Here is a 16,165-nt window from a genome sequence, read left to right as displayed (position 1 = left end):
GCGCGTGCCGGTCAGCGGTCCATCGCCGCCAGGTAGTCGGGGACGCCGGTGCCGGGGGCCAGGTCCGCGTTGGCGACGGGTGCCTCGTAGCCCTTGCGCAGGGGGAGGACGCCCGCCCAGTGCGGGAGGCCGAGGTCCTCGGGCTCGTCGTTGGCGCCGCCGCCGCGGAGCTTGGCGGAGACCTCGGCCAGGTCGAGGCGGAGGACGGCGGTGGCGGCCAGCTCCTTCTTGTTGGCGGGCCGGGAGTCACGGGAGCGGCCGGGGACGACGTGGTCGACCAGCGCGTCCAGGGCCGTACGCCTCTCGTCCGGGTCCGTCACGTCGTACGCGGTGCCGTGCACCACCACCGAGCGGTAGTTCACGGAGTGGTGGAACGCCGAGCGGGCCAGCACCAGGCCGTCGACGTGGGTGACGGTCAGGCAGACCGGGAGGCCCGGGTCGGCCCGGCCCGCCATCCGCAGCGGGCGGGAGCCCGTCGAGCCGTGCACGTAGAGGCGCTCGCCGACCCGGCCGTAGAGCGTGGGCAGGACGACCGGGGCGCCGTCGCGGACGAAGCCGAGGTGGCAGACGTAGCCCTCGTCGAGGATCGCGTGCACCAGCTCCTTGTCGTAGGAGGCGCGTTCGGGGGCGCGGGTGGGGACGGTGCGGTCGGTCGGGGTGTAGGCGGCGGGCTGTGACGGCGGCTGTGTCTCCCGGGTCTCCGGCGTGGCCTGCATGGCGTTCTCCATTGCACTAGTGCATACTGTGGTTTGTGCTAGGAGATTATCCGATCAGTGGGCGGCGCGCAGCGGAGATTTCGGCGAGCGTGGAGCGGGCGGTGGGCTCGGGGGAGCTGGAGCCGGGGCAACCGCTGCCGCCCATGCGGGAGTTGGCCGGCCGGCTCGGGGTGAACCCGAACACCGTCGCCGCCGCGTACCGCACCCTGCGCGAGCGCGGGGTGATCGAGACCGCCGGACGCCGGGGCAGCCGTATCCGCGCGAAACCGGCCACCACCGGGCGCGAGGAGATCCGGGTGGACGTGCCGGACGGCGTGCGCGACCTGTCCGACGGCAACCCCGACCCGGCGCTGCTGCCGTCGCTGGCGGCGGCGTTCGCGGCGGCGGCCGAGCGGGGCGACCGGGAGCCGGTCCTCTACGGGGCGGCGGCGGTCGATCCCGAACTGGCCCGGCTGGCGCGCGCCGACCTGGACGCGGGCGGCGTGCCGGACGGGCCGGTCGCGGTCGCCTCCGGCTCGCTGGACGCCATCGAGCGGGTGCTCGCCGCCCATCTGAAGCCCGGGGACGCCGTCGCCGTGGAGGACCCCGGCTGGGGCGGGCTGCTGGACCTCGTCCCGGCGCTGGGGCTGCGCACCCACCCGGTCGGCGTGGACGGCGACGGACCGCTCCCCGACGCCGTGCGCGTCGCGCTGGCCGCCGGGGCGCGCGCCCTGATCGTCACGGACCGGGCGCAGAACCCGACCGGCGCGGCGGTGAGCGGCGCACGCGCGCGTGCGTTGCGGTCGGTCCTCCTGGAGTACCCCGAGACGCTGCTCGTCGAGGACGACCACGGCCACGGCATCGTCGACCTGCCGTTGCATCCCCTGGCGGGCGGCACCCGGCACTGGGCCTTCGTCCGCTCCGCCGCCAAGGCGTACGGCCCCGACCTGCGGCTCGCCGTGCTCACCGGGGACGAGGTGACCCTGGACCGGGTGCGCGGACGGCAGCGGCTCGGGCCCGGCTGGGTCAGCCGGATCACGCAGGGCGCGGTGGCCCGGCTGTGGGCGGTCGGCGCGGTGGACGCGCGGGCGGTCGCGGCGGCGTACGGCCGACGCCGGGACGCGCTGATCGCGGCGCTGGCGCGGCGCGGGGTGCCCGCGCACGGCCGCAGCGGCCTCAACGTGTGGATCCCCGTGCCGGACGAGACCGGCGCCGTCGCCCGGCTGCTGCACTCCGGCTGGGCCGTCGCCCCCGGCGCCCGCTTCCGCCTCGCCGCCCCGCCCGGCATCCGCGTCACCGTCTCGACGCTGGGCGAGGGTGAGACGGGTGCCCTGGCCGCCGCGATCGCGGCGGCGGTGGGGAGGTGGGCGCCCGGGGGGACGCGGGTGTAGGGCGCCGCCTACCCGCGGGGCCGGATCTGCGTCAGCGCCGCCCCCGCCAGCACGATCACCGCGCCGACCGGGGTCGACCAGGCCAGCGGTTCGCCGAGGAGGGCGATGCCCGCGGCCGTGGCGATGACGGGGACGAAGTACGTGACCGTCTGTGCCGTGGTCGGGCCGACCTCGGCGACCAGGCCGTACTGGACGAGCATGGCGATGCCGGTGCCGAGGGCGCCCAGGGCGGCGACCGCGAGCAGCGGCAGCACGGGAAAGTGGGTCGGGACGTCCGTGAACAGCGGCGTCACCACCGTCAGTTGGACCGTCGCCAGCAGCAGCTGGGCCCCCGTCAGGGAGAGGTGGGAGTGGTTCGCGCCGGCCAGGGTGCGGCGGACGTAGATCCAGCCGACCGGGTAGCTGAGCGAGGCCAGCAGGGCCATCGCCGTGCCCGGACCGTCCAGGCCCGCGAAGCCCTGCCAGGCCCCGAGCACCGTCAGGACGCCGAGGAAGCCCAGGCCGAGACCGGCGACCCTGAGCCGCGTCGGCCGGTCCTCGGAGAGGGCGACCAGGGAGAGGGCCATGCCCCACAGGGGCGAGGTGGCGTTGCAGATGCCCGCGAGCGTCGACGGGATCGTCAGTTCCGCGTAGGCGAACAGGGAGAACGGCAGCGCGTTCAGGAAGAACGCGGCGACCGTCAGGTGCGCCCAGGTGCGCGCCCCGCGCGGCAGCCGCTGCCGCCTGACCACCAGCGCCGCCGCGAGCACCGCCGTACCGAACGCCAGCCGCCCCAGGGTGACCTGGAAGGGGGCGTACGCCCCGGTGCCCACCTTGATGAGCAGGAAGCTGAAACCCCAGATCAGGGAGAGGGCGCCGAGGCGCAGACGCCAGTCAAGGCGGGGGCGGGGGCGGGGGCCCGGCTCGGTCGCAGGGCTCGCGGTGGCCCGGGAGGTGCTGGTCACGCTGGTCATGAACGCAACGATGCGGGACGCGATCTCGTAGAACAAGCGACAATAGGAACCGAGTATCTCGTAGCATCGCTTACATGTTGAACCTGGAGCGGCTCCGCACCCTCGACGCCCTCGCCCGGCACGGCTCGGTCAGCGGCGCGGCCGAGGGGCTGCACATCACGACCTCGGCCGTCTCCCAGCAACTGGCCAAGCTGGAACGGGAGGTCGGCCAGCGGCTGCTCGCCAAGCACGGCCGGGGCGTACGGCTCACCGACGCCGGGCGGCTGCTCGCCGACCACGCCGCGCGGATCCTGTCGCAGGTGCAGCTCGCCCAGTCCGACCTGGAGGCGCAGCGCGGCCAGGTCGTCGGCGAGCTGCGGCTGTCCGCCTTCCCGACCGCCGCGCGCGGGCTGTTCCCCACCGCGCTGGCCGCGCTGCGCGCCGAGCACCCCGCGCTGCGGCTGCGCTCCTGCGAGCTGGAGCCGGAGCGGGGCATCGCGGGCGTGGTCCGCGGCGACCTGGACCTGGCGGTCGTCCTCGACTGGTACAACAAGCCGATGCCGCTGCCGGACGGCCTGGTCAAGGCGCCGATCCTGGACGACCCGGCGGACGTGGCGATGCCTGCCGGGCACCCGCTCGCGGGGCGGGAGGAGGTGGACCTGGAGGAGTTCGCCGAGGACGAGTGGATCACCTGGGGCGAGGGCGAGTTCTGCCACGAGTGGCTGATCTTCACGCTGCGCTCCCGTGGCATCGAGCCGATCCTCGGCCACCGCGCCGCCGAGACCCACACCCAGTTCGGGCTGGTCGCGGCGGGCCTCGGCGTCTGTGTCGCACCCCTGCTGGGCCGCCACCCACTGCCGCCCGGCGTCGTCACGGTCCCGCTCCGGCCACGGGTCCGGCGGCACGTCTACGTCGTCTGGCGCGCGGACGCCGACCGCCGCCCGTCGATCCGCGCGGCGGTACGGGCACTGCGGGCGGCGGGGGAGAGCGTGGGGGCGGGGGAGGGCTGACACGGGGCCGCGCCCGCGGGTGTCACCCCTGCGGCGCCCGCGTGCGCAAGTCACGCCCGGGTCGCTCGCCCGCGCCGCGTCCTGCCTGTGGCGCCTGCCCGTTTCGCGTCACGCCTGTCGCGACTGCCCGCGTCACGCCTGTCGCGACTGCCCGCGTCGCGTCACCGCGCCCGCCCGCGTCGCGCCTCGCCTCGCCGCGCGCCTGGCTCGCCATGCCCGACCGCGTCACGTACCCCGCGTCACGCCCCCCGGACCCCCGGCAGCTTCCGGAAGTCCCACGACCGGACGGCGTCCGGGGTCAGGCGGAGCCAGGCGTGGCGGCCGTCGTGGGGGAGTTCGTCGATGCCGAAGTACTTGCGGGCGAAGAGGCGCTCCACCGCCGTCAGCTCCTCGTGCGGGGCGCCGGTGCGCGGCACCTCGCCCACGGACTCGACGGTGCCGGACAGCTCGGCGCCGCGCAGTTCGTCGTACTCGTGCCCGGCGTCGACCACCACCGCGACCCGGCCGTCCCGGCGGAGCTGGGCCCAGCGGAGGCTGCGGGTGAGCGAGTACAGCCACAGGGAGGTGCCGTCCCAGGCGAACCAGAGGGGGCTGACGTGCGGGGCGCCGTCGGCGGAGACGGTGGCGACCCGGCAGGTGCGCTCGGCGGCGAGGAACGCGTCCAGCTCCTCGGGCGTCATCATGATCTTCCGGCCCCGGCGCTGGGTGACGGTCATGCGGTTCCCTCCACGGCGACTCCACCATTGCTGACGGCTCGTCAGGGACAGTGTGGCCCGACTTCCGTCCGTACGCGACGGCGGCTACTCTCGCCCGCCCCGGGACCGGTGACAAGGGAGGGCGCGGCATGACGTCGGCCACGCGGCTCGGCCAACTCCTTCCCCCCGCCGCCTCGGTGCCGCTCACCGTCGAGTGCCAGGAAGGCGTCGTGGGAGCGGGCCGCGCGCTGCCCGAACTCGCCCGGCGGGCCCGGGACCCGGTGCGCTCGCCAACATCGCCCGGCTGGTGACCGCGGCCCACGCGTGCGGTGTCCACGTGATCCGCGCCGTCGCGGAACGCCGCCCCGACGGCCGGGGTGCGAGCCGCGACGCCCGCCTCTTCCGCGCCGCCGAACGGCTCCCCGTGCAGCAGCAGTCGGACACCACGGCGGTCCGGGTGGCGGCGCCGGTCGAGGTCGCCGAGGAGGACATCGTCGTACGGTGCCCGCACGGCCCGTCGCCCGTCGAGGGCACCGAGGTCGACGTACTGCTGCGCGACCTCGGCTGCCGCGCCCCGGGTCGTCACCGGCGTCCCGGCGAACGCCACGGCCCCCGACGCGGTGCTCGCCGCCGTGCACCGGGGCTACACCGCCGTCGTACCGACGGACGCGATCGCCGGGGTGCCCGCCGAGTACACCCCGGCGATGATCCGGCACACCCCCTCCCTGGTCGCCAGCCGCGCCACCACGCACGAGGTGCCGGGCTGTCTGGCGGAGGCCGCCGCCGCTGACCTACACCCGCGTGATCGACTCCCCGTCGACCGCGATCTCGGCCGCCGCCAGCGGCTGGGTCGCCGGGCCCTTCGTGACGCTCCCGTCGGCCGCCGAGAACTGGCTGCCGTGGCAGGGGCAGTGGATGACGCCGTCCTTGACGTCCTTCACGGCGCAGCCCTGGTGGGTGCACTTGGAGGAGAACGCCTTGAACTCGCCCGCCGTCGGCTGGGTCACGACCACGTCGCCGACGACCATCCCGCCGCCCTCGGGGACGTCCGAGGTCCTGGCGATGACGGTGCCGCCGCCCGCCGCCTCCCCGCCCTCCGCCTGATCGCCGGCGCCAGTCGGCCCGGAGCCCTCCGCGTCCACCCCGGTGCCGGTCCCGGACCCGGAGTCGTCCTCCGACCCGCACGCCGTCAGCGCGGCGGTGAGTCCCGCGGCTCCGGCCGCCGCGATGACCGCCCGCCGGGCGGGCCGGCCGGAGGGGCGCGACGAGGGCTGTGCGGGCTGAAACGGTGCGCTGGTCATGCTGAGAGTCCCTTCCCCAGGACACGAGTGCCTCGGTGATTCCGCCCACAGGTACGGGCCGGGCGCCGGTCCCGTTCAGAGCGGGCCGGAATCCGCCCTTCGGCGGCCCAACTGCGGTTTCGGTGTCCGACTCGGCGCCTCTGCCCAGTACTGTCCTGCTTGGGGAGAGGCGATCGATCGTCCCGTCCCGTCGCCACGCACCAGAGTCGGCTGATTCACGGAGGCGCCGACAGGGCATGTGGTTCCGGCCCGGTCCGCACGGGTCGGCGAGGGGAGCGCCCAGGCCCCCAGCCCCGGGATCACACGACACCAGAGGAGAGCAATGTCGGATTCACCCCCTCAACGGATCGGCGTCGTCACCGAGTCCACCCGCGGGGAGACACGGGTGGCGGCCACGCCGGACAGCGTCCGCCGACTCCTCGGCCTCGGCTACGAGGTCGTCGTGGAGTCGGAGGCCGGTGCCGCCTCCGGCTTCTCCGACGAGGCGTACACCGAGGCGGGCGCGCGGATCGGGGACGCCTGGCAGGCGGACGTCGTCCTCAAGGTCAACGCCCCCTCGCACGAGGAGATCGAGAGACTGCGCGACGGGGCGACCCTGATCGGACTGATCGCCCCGGCCCACAGCCCCGAGCTCGTCGAGGAGCTGGCGGCACGGCCGATCACCGTCCTCGCCCTCGACGCCGTCCCGCGCATCTCCCGCGCCCAGTCGATGGACGTGCTCAGCTCGATGGCGAACATCGCCGGGTACCGGGCGGTGATCGAGGCCGCGCACGTCTTCGGTCGGTTCTTCACCGGCCAGGTCACCGCCGCGGGCAAGGTGCCACCGGCCAAGGTCCTGGTGGCCGGGGCGGGCGTCGCGGGCCTCGCCGCGATCGGCGCGGCGGGCAGCCTCGGCGCCGAGGTGCGGGCCACCGACCCGCGGCCCGAGGTCGCCGACCAGGTCCGCTCCCTGGGGGGCGAGTTCCTCGCCGTCGAGGTGGAGCAGACGGCGAGCGGCGACGGCTACGCGCGCGCGACCTCCGAGGAGTACGACCGGCGCGCAGCCGAGATCTACCGCGAGCAGGCCCGGGACGTCGACATCGTCATCACCACCGCGCTGATCCCGGGCCGCCCGGCGCCCCGGCTGATCACGGCGGCCGACGTGGCGTCGATGAAGCCCGGCAGCGTCATCGTCGACATGGCCGCGGCCCAGGGCGGCAACGTCGAGGGCACGGTCAGCGGCAAGGCGATCGTCACCGACAACGACGTGACGATCATCGGCTACACCGACCTGGCGAGCCGACTGCCCGCGCAGGCCAGCCAGCTCTACGGGACCAACCTCGTCAACCTGCTCAAGCTGCTGACGCCCGGCAAGGACGGACGGCTGACGCTCGACTTCGACGACGTCGTGCAGCGTTCCGTCACGGTGGTGCGGGAGGGCGAGCAGACCTGGCCGCCACCGCCCGTCCAGGTGTCGGCGGCGCCCGCCGGGCAGACCCCGGCCCCGAAGCCGCCCGCGCCGCAGCCCAGCAAGCCGCGGCTCACCCCGGCCGCGCGGTACGGCCTGACCGGCGCCGCGATGCTCGCGCTGTTCCTGCTGATCGCCTTCTCCCCGGCGCAGCTCGTGGGCAACTTCACGGTGTTCGCGCTGGCCGTGGTCATCGGCTACTACGTCATCGGCAAGGTGCACCACGCCCTGCACACCCCGCTGATGTCGGTCACCAACGCCATCTCCGGGATCGTGGTGGTCGGGGCGCTGCTCCAGATAGGCCACGGCGGTCCGGCGATCACCGTGCTGGCGTTCGCGGCGATCATGTTGACCACCGTCAACATCTTCGGAGGCTTCGCCGTCACCCGCCGTATGCTCGGCATGTTCTCGAAGGGCTGAGACCGATGACCGCAACCACGGCCGCACAGGCCGCCGACATCGTCGCCGCGCTGCTGTTCATCCTCAGCCTCGCCGGGCTCTCGCGCCACAACACCTCCCGCGCCGGGGTCGCCTACGGCATCGGCGGCATGGCCCTGGCCCTCGTCACCACCGTCGTCGCCGCCGCGCAGGACGTCTCCGGCACCGCCGTGACGCTGATCGTCGTCGCCACGGCCGCCGGCGCCGCCATCGGGCTGTGGCGGGCCCGCCGGGTGGAGATGACCCAGATGCCGGAACTCATCGCCGTCCTGCACAGCCTCGTCGGCCTGGCCGCGGTGCTGGTCGGCTGGAACAGCTACCTGGAGGTGGAGGCGCACGACGGCGGACGGGGCAGGATCGCCGACGACCTGCTCTCCATCCACCACGCCGAGGTGTTCATCGGCATCTTCATCGGCGCCGTCACCTTCACCGGCTCCATCGTCGCCTACCTCAAGCTGTCGGCGCGGATCAAGTCCCGCCCGCTGACGCTGCCGGGCAAGAACGCCCTCAACCTCGGTGCGCTCGTCGCCTTCCTGGCGCTCACGGTGTGGTTCACGGCGAGTCCGGGCCTCGGCCTGATGATCGCCGTCACCGCGCTGGCGCTCGCGCTCGGCTGGCACCTCGTCGTCTCCATCGGCGGCGGTGACATGCCCGTCGTCGTCTCCATGCTCAACAGCTACTCCGGCTGGGCGGCGGCAGCGGCGGGCTTCCTGCTCAACAACAACCTGCTCATCGTCACCGGCGCGCTCGTGGGCTCCTCCGGTGCCTACCTGTCGTACATCATGTGCAAGGCGATGAACCGGTCCTTCCTCTCGGTGATCGCCGGCGGCTTCGGCGTCGAGGCGCCGGCCGGCGGTGACACCGAGCACGGCGAGCACCGCGAGACCACCGCGCAGGAGACCGCCGAACTGCTGGAGAACGCCACCTCGGTGATCATCACCCCCGGCTACGGCATGGCGGTGGCCCAGGCCCAGCACCCGGTGGCCGAGCTGACGCAGGCGCTGCGGCGGCGCGGCGTCCAGGTCCGCTTCGGCGTCCACCCGGTGGCCGGCCGACTGCCCGGCCACATGAACGTGCTGCTCGCCGAGGCGCGGGTGCCGTACGACGTCGTGCTGGAGATGGACGAGATCAACGACGACTTCCCCGACACCGGGGTGGTCCTCGTCATCGGCGCCAACGACACCGTCAACCCGGCGGCGGAGGAGGACCCGGCCAGCCCCATCGCCGGGATGCCGGTGCTGCGGGTGTGGGAGGCGGAGAACGTCGTCGTCTTCAAGCGGTCCATGTCCTCCGGGTACGCCGGGGTGCAGAACCCGCTGTTCTTCCGGGAGAACAGCCGGATGCTGTTCGGCGACGCCAAGGCCAGCGTGGAGGCGATCCTGCGCTCGCTGAGCCCGCTCGACGCCGGTTCCGCGGCCGCGCAGGGCGGGGAGGCGGCGATGCAGGGCACCTCCGTGTGAGCGGCGGTTCGCTCGCGCGGCGGGCCGGGGAGGCGGCGCTTCCCCGGCCCGCCGGGCGTGGCTGATCACCCCCGGTACGATGCTCCCTTCATGCCGGAGCCGAAAGGGTGGCCTGGGAAGATGCTGGACGAGGTCACCGCGACCCGCTACGTCACGCCTTTGCGGGAGGGCGGCTCACTGCCGGGACTCGTCGAGGGCGACGACTTCCGCCCGTACGTCATGAAGTTCACCGGCGCGGGCCAGGGCCGCAAGACGCTCGTCGCGGAGGTCGTCTGCGGTGAACTCGCCCGCCGACTGGGCCTGCGCGTGCCCCGGCTGGTCACGCTCGGCCTCGACCCGGTGCTGGGGCTCGGCGAGCCCGACCCGGAGGTGCAGGAACTGCTGAAGGCCAGCGGCGGCGCCAACCTCGGCATGGACTTCCTCTCCGGCGCCCTCGGCTTCGACCCGCTCGCCTTCCCGGTGGACGCCCGGGAGGCGGGCCGGATCGTCTGGTTCGACGCGCTGGTGGGCAACGTCGACCGGTCCTGGCGCAACCCCAACCTGCTGGTGTGGCGCGGCGAGCTGTGGCTGATCGACCACGGTGCCACCATGATCTGGCACCACAACTGGCCCGGTGCCACCGCCTCCGCCGCCCGCCCCTACGACGCCTCCGACCACGCCCTGCACTCCTTCGCGCCGGACGTCGCCGCCGCGGCGGCCGACCTCGCGCCCCGGGTCACGGCCGACCTCCTCGCCGAGGTCACCGCCGAGATCCCCGACGTCTGGCTGGCCGGTGAACCCGGCTTCGAGACCGCCGACGACCTGCGGCGGGCCTACGCGGAGCCGCTGCTCGCGCGGGCCGCCGACATCCACGAGCGCATCCGGGGGACCAGATGAGCGACCGGCACGTCTTCGAGTACGCGCTGCTGCGGGTCGTCCCGAGGATCGAGCGCGGCGAGTGCGTCAACGCCGGGGTGCTGGTGTACTGCCGCGCCAAGGCGTACGTCGGCGCCCGCACCCACCTCGACGAGGCGCGGCTGCTGGCCCTCGACCCGGAGGTGGACCTCGGCGGCGTACGGGCCGCGCTGCGCGCCGTGGAGGGCGTCTGCGCGGGCGGCGCGGCGGCGGGCCAGGCGGCGCCGGACGACCCCGGACGGCGCTTCCGGTGGCTGATCGCGCCGCGCTCCACCGTCGTCCAGCCGGGGCCGGTGCACACCGGGCTCACCGCCGATCCGGCCGCCGAGGCGGAGCGGCTGCTCGACCTCCTGGTGAGGTAATGGATCACACGGCGCGGTGAGCCGTTGACACCGGGTGCCAGGGCTTCTAGCGTCTCGTCCTGCTGAAGGTACTAAGCGGTCGCTCACCGATGGGCGTACCGCGGAGCCGCACCCTGAGGACGAGGAGAAGCAGCCATGTCCAGCACTGACCAGCGGGTCGCCGTAGTCACCGGCGGAGCGCGCGGAATCGGCGCGGCCACCGCCGTACGCCTGGCGGCCGAGGGCCGGGCCGTCGCCGTGATCGACCTCGACGAGGCCGCCTGCAAGGACACCGTCGAGCAGATCACCGGCGCCGGTGGCCGGGCGATCGCGGTCGGCTGCGACGTCTCCGACGAGGCCCAGGTCGAGGCGGCCGTCGCGCGGATCACCGAGGAGCTGGGCGCGCCCACCATCCTCGTCAACAACGCGGGCGTGCTCCGCGACAACCTGCTGTTCAAGATGAGCGCCGCCGACTGGGACACGGTCATGAACGTGCACCTGCGCGGCTCGTTCCTGATGGCCAAGGCGTGCCAGAAGCACATGGTCGACGCGGGCTTCGGCCGGATCGTCAACCTCTCCTCGTCCTCCGCGCTCGGCAACCGCGGCCAGGCCAACTACGCCGCCGCCAAGGCCGGTCTGCAGGGCTTCACCAAGACCCTCGCCAAGGAGCTGGGCAAGTTCGGCGTCACCGCCAACTCCGTCGCGCCCGGCTTCATCGTCACCGAGATGACCAAGGCCACCGCGGAGCGCGTCGGCATGGGCTTCGAGGAGTTCCAGGCCGCCGCCGCCACCCAGATCCCGGTACAGCGCGTGGGCCGCCCGGAGGACATCGCCAACGCCGTCGCGTTCTTCACGGGCGACGACGCCGGGTTCGTCTCCGGACAGGTCATGTACGTCGCCGGCGGACCGCTCAACTAGGGATCTGGAGCAGGAACATGACTGTGGAGCTTTCGGGCAAGGTCGCCCTCATCACCGGCGGCAGCCGCGGCATCGGCTACGGCGTCGCCGAGGCCCTCGTCGCGCGCGGTGACCGCGTCTGCATCACCGGTCGGGGCGAGGACGCCCTGAAGGAGGCCGTCGACCGGCTCGGCTCCGACCGCGCCATCGGCGTCGCGGGCAAGGCGCACGACGAGGCCCACCAGGCCGTCGCCGTGGAGCGGACCATGGAGGCCTTCGGCCGGGTGGACTACCTGGTCAACAACGCGGGGACCAATCCGGTGTTCGGGCCGATCGCCGATCTCGACCTGAACGTCGCGCGCAAGGTGTTCGAGACCAATGTGATCTCCGCGCTCGGCTTCGCCCAGCGGACCTGGAAGGCGTGGCAGCGGGAGAACGGCGGCGCGATCGTGAATATCGCCTCCGTCGCCGGACTCGCTCCGTCGCCGTTCATCGGCGCTTATGGCGTCAGCAAGGCCGCGATGATCAATTTGACGGTGCAACTCGCCCACGAATTCGCACCCTCCGTGCGTGTCAACGCAATCGCTCCGGCTGTGATCAAAACGAAATTCGCGCAGGCCCTCTACGAAGGCCGGGAGGCGGAGGCGGCTGCCGCCTATCCGCTCCAGCGGCTCGGCGTTCCCTCCGACATCGGCGGCGCCGCCGCGTTCCTCACCTCCGGGCAGTCCGACTGGATCACCGGCCAGACGCTCGTCGTGGACGGCGGCATCTTCCTCAACGCCGGGGTCCACTGAGAATCCTGACCGAGCGTCGCAGGCGCCGTACTCCCCGTTCGTCGGAGGGGTACGGCGCCTTTTCGGTGCAACGGACAGCTTTCCTTCGGAAAAGGGCAGCTCACCCCTGTCTGACAACGTAGTCATGACACGGGTTGATCAAGAAGCGTGCACGGGCATGGCCCAACGGCCCAAAAGGCTGCGGTAATGTCTGCCGACCCTTGGTATGGCAGATCGAGGAGCGTGCGCGTGTTCAACCGGAATCGGTGCTTGCGGCAACTGGCCGCGCTGGCGTCCATATCCCTGATAGCGGGGTGCGGTTTTTTCTCGGACGACGACTCCGACGCGGGACCCATCGTCGTGGGCACCACCAGCGCGCCCAGCACCCTGGACCCGGCCGCCTCCTGGGACGGCTCGTGGGAGCTGTTCCGCAACATCTACCAGACGCTGCTCAGCTACCCGAACGGCGCGACCACGCCCCAGCCCGACGCCGCCGAGAGCTGTGGCTTCACCGACGGCTCCAACCGCGCCTACCGCTGTGAGCTGCGCGAGGGCCTGAAGTTCGCGGACGGCTCCGCGCTCGACGCGCAGGCCGTGAAGTACTCCATCGACCGGATCCTGGCCATCAAGGTCCCCGGCGGCCCATCCGGTCTGCTCGGCAGCCTGGAGCGGGTGCAGGCGCGCGGCGACCGCGAGGTCACCTTCCACCTCAAGACGGCCGACGCGACCTTCCCGTTCGTGCTCGCCACCCCGGCGATGTCCATCGTCGACCCGGACGACTACCCCGCCGACGCGCTGCGCGAGGGCGACTCGGTGAGCGGCTCGGGGCCGTACACCCTGAAGTCGTACAAGGAGGGCGACCGGGCGGAACTCGTCCGCAACGACAACTACGAGGGCTACGCCGAGCGCCGCAACGACGCGGTGACCATCCGCTACTTCGGCGACTCCGGCGCCATGGTCAAGGCCCTCAGAAGCAAGCAGATCGACATCACCTACCGCGGTCTGGCCTCCGGCGACGTCCTCGCGCTCCAGGAGCGCAACAACGGCTCCGAGCTCCAGCTCATCGAGAACGCGGGCACCGACATCAGCTACCTGGTGTTCAACCCCAAGGACCCGTGGGCGGCCAAGCCCGCCGTGCGCCAGGCGATCGCCCAGGTCGTCGACCGGGCGTCGATCGCGCACAAGATCTACAAGGACACCGTGGACCCGCTGTACTCCATGGTCCCCAAGGGCCTGACCGGCCACACCACCGGCTTCTTCGACAGCTACGGCGACCCGGACGCCGACAAGGCCCGCGAGACCCTCACCAAGGCGGGCATCACCGAGCCGGTGCCGCTCACCTTCTGGTACACCACCGACCGGTACGGCTCCGAGACGGCCACCCAGTTCCAGGAGCTGAAGCGCCAGCTGGAGGCCACCGGGCTGTTCAGGATCACGCTGAAGAGCCGCCCCTGGAAGACCTACGTCGAGGGCTACCAGAAGGGCGAGTACCCGGTGTTCGGGCGCGGCTGGTTCCCCGACTTCCCCGACGCCGAGAACTTCATCGCCCCGTTCGTCGGCGAGGAGAACGCGCTCGGTACGCCGTACCCGGCCACCAGGATCACCAACGAACTGCTGCCCCGCTCCCGGCGGGAGAGCGACCGGGCGCAGGTGGCGAAGGACTTCGAGGAGGCCCAGGAGATCCTCGTCGAGGACGCGCGGCTGCTGCCGCTGTGGCAGGGCAAGCAGTACATGGCCGCCAGCGAGGAGATCGCGGGCGGGGAGCGGGCGCTGGACCCGTCGACGATCATGATGATGTGGGAGCTGTCCCGCAAGACCAGCTGGTGACGCGGCGGATCCCCGGGTGGCGAGGGCGGTTGTCAGTGGTCGCCGGTAGGTTCTGAGGCACTGCAAGCGACCGCACACCGTAAGGAAGTTGACGTGACCGACACCGCCATGCTGCCCGAGTCCTGGCGCGGGGTACTGGGCGACGAGCTGCACAAGCCCTACTTCAAGGAGCTGACGGAGTTCGTCGAGGAGGAGCGGGCGAAGGGTCCCGTCTACCCGCCGCGCGAGGAGGTCTTCGCCGCCCTCGACGCGACGCCGTACGACCAGGTGAAGGTGCTGGTCCTCGGCCAGGACCCGTACCACGGCGAGGGCCAGGGCCACGGCCTGTGCTTCTCGGTGCGGCCCGGGGTGAAGACCCCGCCCTCGCTGCGGAACATCTACAAGGAGATGCAGTCGGAGCTGGGCCTGCCCGTCCCGGACAACGGCTATCTGATGCCGTGGGCCCGGCAGGGCGTGCTGCTGCTCAACGCGGTGCTCACGGTCCGCGCCGGTGAGGCCAACTCGCACAAGGGCAGGGGCTGGGAGAAGTTCACCGACGCGGTGATCCGCGCGGTGGCCGACCGGCCCGACCCGGCGGTGTTCGTGCTCTGGGGGAACTACGCGCAGAAGAAGCTCCCGCTGATCGACGAGACCCGGCACGCGGTGGTGAAGGGCGCCCACCCCTCGCCGCTGTCGGCGAAGAAGTTCTTCGGCTCCCAGCCGTTCACCCAGATCAACGAGGCGGTCGCCGCGCAGGGCCACGAGCCCATCGACTGGCGCATCCCCAACCTCGGCTGACCTCATGGGCTCCGGGCGCCGATCGGGCCCCCGGAGCCGCTCTCGGGGCTGCCTCGCCCGGATTGTCAGTGCCTGCGGCTAGCGTCGGGGTACGAGGGTCGGCGAGTGTGCGGAGGGCGTGATGGCGGAGCGGCGGGAACAGGTGGCGCCGGACGCGGTGATGACGCGGATCGGGCAGGTCGTGATGCTGCATCACGCGGGGGACCGGGAGGAGGCCCGGCAGCGCTTCCTGACGTTGTGGGCGGAGATCGGTGAGGACGGGGACCCCCTTCACCGGTGCACCCTCGCCCACTACATGGCCGACACCCATGACGACCCTGCCGACGAACTCGCCTGGGACCTGCGGGCGTTGGGCGCCGCGGAGGAACTCTCCGACGACCGCCTCGCCCGCCATGACGGCACCCTGGCGGTGCGGGCGCTCTACCCCTCCCTGCATCTGAACCTCGCCGCCGACTACGTGAAGCTCGGCCGCGTGGAGGCCGCCCGCAGCCACCTCAGACGCGCCAGGGGCGCCGCCGCCGCGCTGGCCGACGACAGTTACGGCGACGGGGTCCGGGCGGCGATCGGGCGGTTGGAGTCGCGACTGGGGGCGGGCGGCGCGGACGGGTAGCCGGGCCGCGCCGAGGGACGGGGGTGGGCCACGTCGGCGGCCCTCTACCGGTGGCCGTACACCTTCTCGCAGGTCACCGACTCCGGGCTGCCCGGGCGCCAGCCGCCGTACCGGGTGCCGAGCGCGCAGACGTCGGTCTGCTCGCGGACGGTCCGGGACACGTCCGGGATCTCGGGGGGCGCGGGGGCGGCGGGGCGTGTGGGGCCCGAGGGGCGTGCCGGGCGCGAGGCCGGGTGCGGTGGGTCGTCGGGGCGGTGCTCGGGGGAGCGGCCGGGGGTTTCGGCGCGGGGCGCCGGGTGTGCCTGGGAGCGGTGGGCGGGCTGGTCCCGGGGCGGGGGCGCGGGTGTGGGGGAGGTGGCCGGGCGGGGGGAGGGGGCGACCAGCTCCAGGGCCTCACGCGCCGGGGCCTGCACGACCTGCGGCTCCGTCGCGTGGTCCGGGTGCCGCGCCGGGGCCGTGGGCGGCGGCGGGGGCGGACCCGGCGCGGGCCGGTGGGGGACCGTCGTACAGCCGGAGAGGGCCGAGACGGCCACGGTGACCAGAAGCGCTGCGGTGGTCGTCGTTCGATGCACCCGCGCCACTCTGCTGGGTCGCCTCCGGCACGGCACGGCCAACAAGCGCGAGTTGCCCCACACGGGTGATCCGCGTCCCCGGTAGGGAGGGCGCGCGGGGGGCGC

At 73.2% G+C, this 16,165-nt stretch carries 16 protein-coding genes and 1 pseudogene; 12 read left to right on the top strand and 5 right to left on the bottom strand.

Annotated features, from left to right (window positions below; all coding sequences use genetic code 11):
• Positions 1 to 11: 11 nt before the first annotated feature.
• Positions 12 to 716, bottom strand: a complete 705-nt coding sequence (locus ABZ659_RS27550; RefSeq protein WP_360225002.1) for a pyridoxamine 5'-phosphate oxidase family protein — start codon at positions 714 to 716, stop codon at positions 12 to 14.
• Between the two features lie 35 nt (positions 717 to 751).
• Here ABZ659_RS27550 and ABZ659_RS27545 point away from each other — a divergent pair, with 35 nt between their 5' ends.
• On the top strand, positions 752 to 2,086 hold the full coding sequence (locus ABZ659_RS27545; RefSeq protein ID WP_360225000.1) for an aminotransferase class I/II-fold pyridoxal phosphate-dependent enzyme: 1,335 nt from the start codon (positions 752 to 754) through the stop codon (positions 2,084 to 2,086).
• Between the two features lie 8 nt (positions 2,087 to 2,094).
• Here ABZ659_RS27545 and ABZ659_RS27540 read toward each other — a convergent pair whose 3' ends face one another.
• The gene (locus ABZ659_RS27540) at positions 2,095 to 3,039 is read right to left on the bottom strand and encodes a DMT family transporter (protein ID WP_360224998.1); all 945 of its coding nucleotides are present in this window, start codon (positions 3,037 to 3,039) and stop codon (positions 2,095 to 2,097) included.
• Positions 3,040 to 3,113: 74 nt separating this feature from the next.
• On the opposite strand from ABZ659_RS27540, the gene ABZ659_RS27535 reads away from it, so the two are divergent.
• Complete coding sequence (locus ABZ659_RS27535) at positions 3,114 to 4,028, top strand: LysR family transcriptional regulator (protein ID WP_360224996.1); 915 nt, start codon at positions 3,114 to 3,116, stop codon at positions 4,026 to 4,028.
• A gap of 239 nt (positions 4,029 to 4,267) precedes the next feature.
• Here ABZ659_RS27535 and ABZ659_RS27530 read toward each other — a convergent pair whose 3' ends face one another.
• Positions 4,268 to 4,744 carry a pyridoxamine 5'-phosphate oxidase family protein gene (locus tag ABZ659_RS27530; RefSeq protein WP_360224994.1) on the bottom strand — a complete coding sequence of 159 codons (477 nt, stop codon included), beginning with the start codon at positions 4,742 to 4,744 and terminating at the stop codon, positions 4,268 to 4,270.
• Positions 4,745 to 4,872: 128 nt separating this feature from the next.
• Between ABZ659_RS27530 and ABZ659_RS27525 the strand changes: the two are divergent.
• Positions 4,873 to 5,490: pseudogene (locus ABZ659_RS27525) on the top strand (isochorismatase family protein); the annotation flags it as partial.
• Between the two features lie 24 nt (positions 5,491 to 5,514).
• On the opposite strand, the gene ABZ659_RS27520 reads toward ABZ659_RS27525, so the two are convergent.
• On the bottom strand, positions 5,515 to 6,024 hold the full coding sequence (locus ABZ659_RS27520) for a Rieske (2Fe-2S) protein (protein WP_360224992.1): 510 nt from the start codon (positions 6,022 to 6,024) through the stop codon (positions 5,515 to 5,517).
• 322 nt (positions 6,025 to 6,346) lie between these two features.
• Here ABZ659_RS27520 and ABZ659_RS27515 point away from each other — a divergent pair, with 322 nt between their 5' ends.
• From ABZ659_RS27515 to ABZ659_RS27475, 9 genes are all read left to right on the top strand, one after another.
• Positions 6,347 to 7,891, top strand: a complete 1,545-nt coding sequence (locus ABZ659_RS27515; protein ID WP_360224990.1) for a Re/Si-specific NAD(P)(+) transhydrogenase subunit alpha — start codon at positions 6,347 to 6,349, stop codon at positions 7,889 to 7,891.
• 5 nt (positions 7,892 to 7,896) lie between these two features.
• A complete protein-coding gene (gene pntB, locus ABZ659_RS27510) occupies positions 7,897 to 9,369 on the top strand; it encodes a Re/Si-specific NAD(P)(+) transhydrogenase subunit beta (protein WP_360224988.1) in 1,473 nt (490 codons plus the stop codon).
• Between the two features lie 120 nt (positions 9,370 to 9,489).
• Entirely contained in the window at positions 9,490 to 10,245 is a 756-nt protein-coding gene (locus ABZ659_RS27505) for a HipA family kinase (RefSeq protein ID WP_360225080.1), read from the top strand.
• Positions 10,242 to 10,625, top strand: a complete 384-nt coding sequence (locus tag ABZ659_RS27500; RefSeq protein WP_360224986.1) for a DUF3037 domain-containing protein — start codon at positions 10,242 to 10,244, stop codon at positions 10,623 to 10,625. The genes ABZ659_RS27505 and ABZ659_RS27500 overlap by 4 nt, the downstream gene beginning before the upstream one ends.
• A 135-nt stretch (positions 10,626 to 10,760) precedes the next feature.
• A complete protein-coding gene (fabG, locus tag ABZ659_RS27495; protein WP_360224984.1) occupies positions 10,761 to 11,522 on the top strand; it encodes a 3-oxoacyl-ACP reductase FabG in 762 nt (253 codons plus the stop codon).
• A gap of 17 nt (positions 11,523 to 11,539) precedes the next feature.
• Entirely contained in the window at positions 11,540 to 12,295 is a 756-nt protein-coding gene (locus ABZ659_RS27490; RefSeq protein WP_360224982.1) for an SDR family oxidoreductase, read from the top strand.
• Between the two features lie 228 nt (positions 12,296 to 12,523).
• Entirely contained in the window at positions 12,524 to 14,101 is a 1,578-nt protein-coding gene (locus ABZ659_RS27485; RefSeq protein WP_360224980.1) for an ABC transporter substrate-binding protein, read from the top strand.
• 93 nt (positions 14,102 to 14,194) lie between these two features.
• Positions 14,195 to 14,878 carry a uracil-DNA glycosylase gene (gene ung / locus ABZ659_RS27480; protein WP_360224978.1) on the top strand — a complete coding sequence of 228 codons (684 nt, stop codon included), beginning with the start codon at positions 14,195 to 14,197 and terminating at the stop codon, positions 14,876 to 14,878.
• Positions 14,879 to 14,999: 121 nt separating this feature from the next.
• Entirely contained in the window at positions 15,000 to 15,488 is a 489-nt protein-coding gene (locus ABZ659_RS27475; RefSeq protein WP_360224976.1) for a hypothetical protein, read from the top strand.
• A 44-nt stretch (positions 15,489 to 15,532) separates the two neighbouring features.
• Here the strand turns inward: ABZ659_RS27475 and ABZ659_RS27470 are convergent, their stop codons facing one another.
• On the bottom strand, positions 15,533 to 16,060 hold the full coding sequence (locus ABZ659_RS27470) for a hypothetical protein (RefSeq protein WP_360224974.1): 528 nt from the start codon (positions 16,058 to 16,060) through the stop codon (positions 15,533 to 15,535).
• Positions 16,061 to 16,165 lie beyond the last annotated feature (105 nt).

The organism is Streptomyces sp. NPDC006997, from assembly GCF_040635175.1.
Classification (GTDB): domain Bacteria; phylum Actinomycetota; class Actinomycetes; order Streptomycetales; family Streptomycetaceae; genus Streptomyces.
This window is presented reverse-complemented; position numbering and strand designations above follow the sequence as displayed.

Coding starts and splice junctions, on each gene's coding strand:
- ABZ659_RS27500 (WP_360224986.1), top strand. CDS start 10,242: ATGAGCGACCGGCACGTCTTCGAGTACGCGCTGCTGCGGGTCGTCCCG.
- ABZ659_RS27540 (WP_360224998.1), bottom strand. CDS start 3,039: ATGACCAGCGTGACCAGCACCTCCCGGGCCACCGCGAGCCCTGCGACC.
- fabG (WP_360224984.1), top strand. CDS start 10,761: ATGTCCAGCACTGACCAGCGGGTCGCCGTAGTCACCGGCGGAGCGCGC.
- ABZ659_RS27515 (WP_360224990.1), top strand. CDS start 6,347: ATGTCGGATTCACCCCCTCAACGGATCGGCGTCGTCACCGAGTCCACC.
- ABZ659_RS27520 (WP_360224992.1), bottom strand. CDS start 6,024: ATGACCAGCGCACCGTTTCAGCCCGCACAGCCCTCGTCGCGCCCCTCC.
- ABZ659_RS27475 (WP_360224976.1), top strand. CDS start 15,000: ATGGCGGAGCGGCGGGAACAGGTGGCGCCGGACGCGGTGATGACGCGG.
- ABZ659_RS27490 (WP_360224982.1), top strand. CDS start 11,540: ATGACTGTGGAGCTTTCGGGCAAGGTCGCCCTCATCACCGGCGGCAGC.
- ABZ659_RS27505 (WP_360225080.1), top strand. CDS start 9,490: ATGCTGGACGAGGTCACCGCGACCCGCTACGTCACGCCTTTGCGGGAG.
- ABZ659_RS27530 (WP_360224994.1), bottom strand. CDS start 4,744: ATGACCGTCACCCAGCGCCGGGGCCGGAAGATCATGATGACGCCCGAG.
- ABZ659_RS27550 (WP_360225002.1), bottom strand. CDS start 716: ATGCAGGCCACGCCGGAGACCCGGGAGACACAGCCGCCGTCACAGCCC.
- pntB (WP_360224988.1), top strand. CDS start 7,897: ATGACCGCAACCACGGCCGCACAGGCCGCCGACATCGTCGCCGCGCTG.
- ABZ659_RS27535 (WP_360224996.1), top strand. CDS start 3,114: ATGTTGAACCTGGAGCGGCTCCGCACCCTCGACGCCCTCGCCCGGCAC.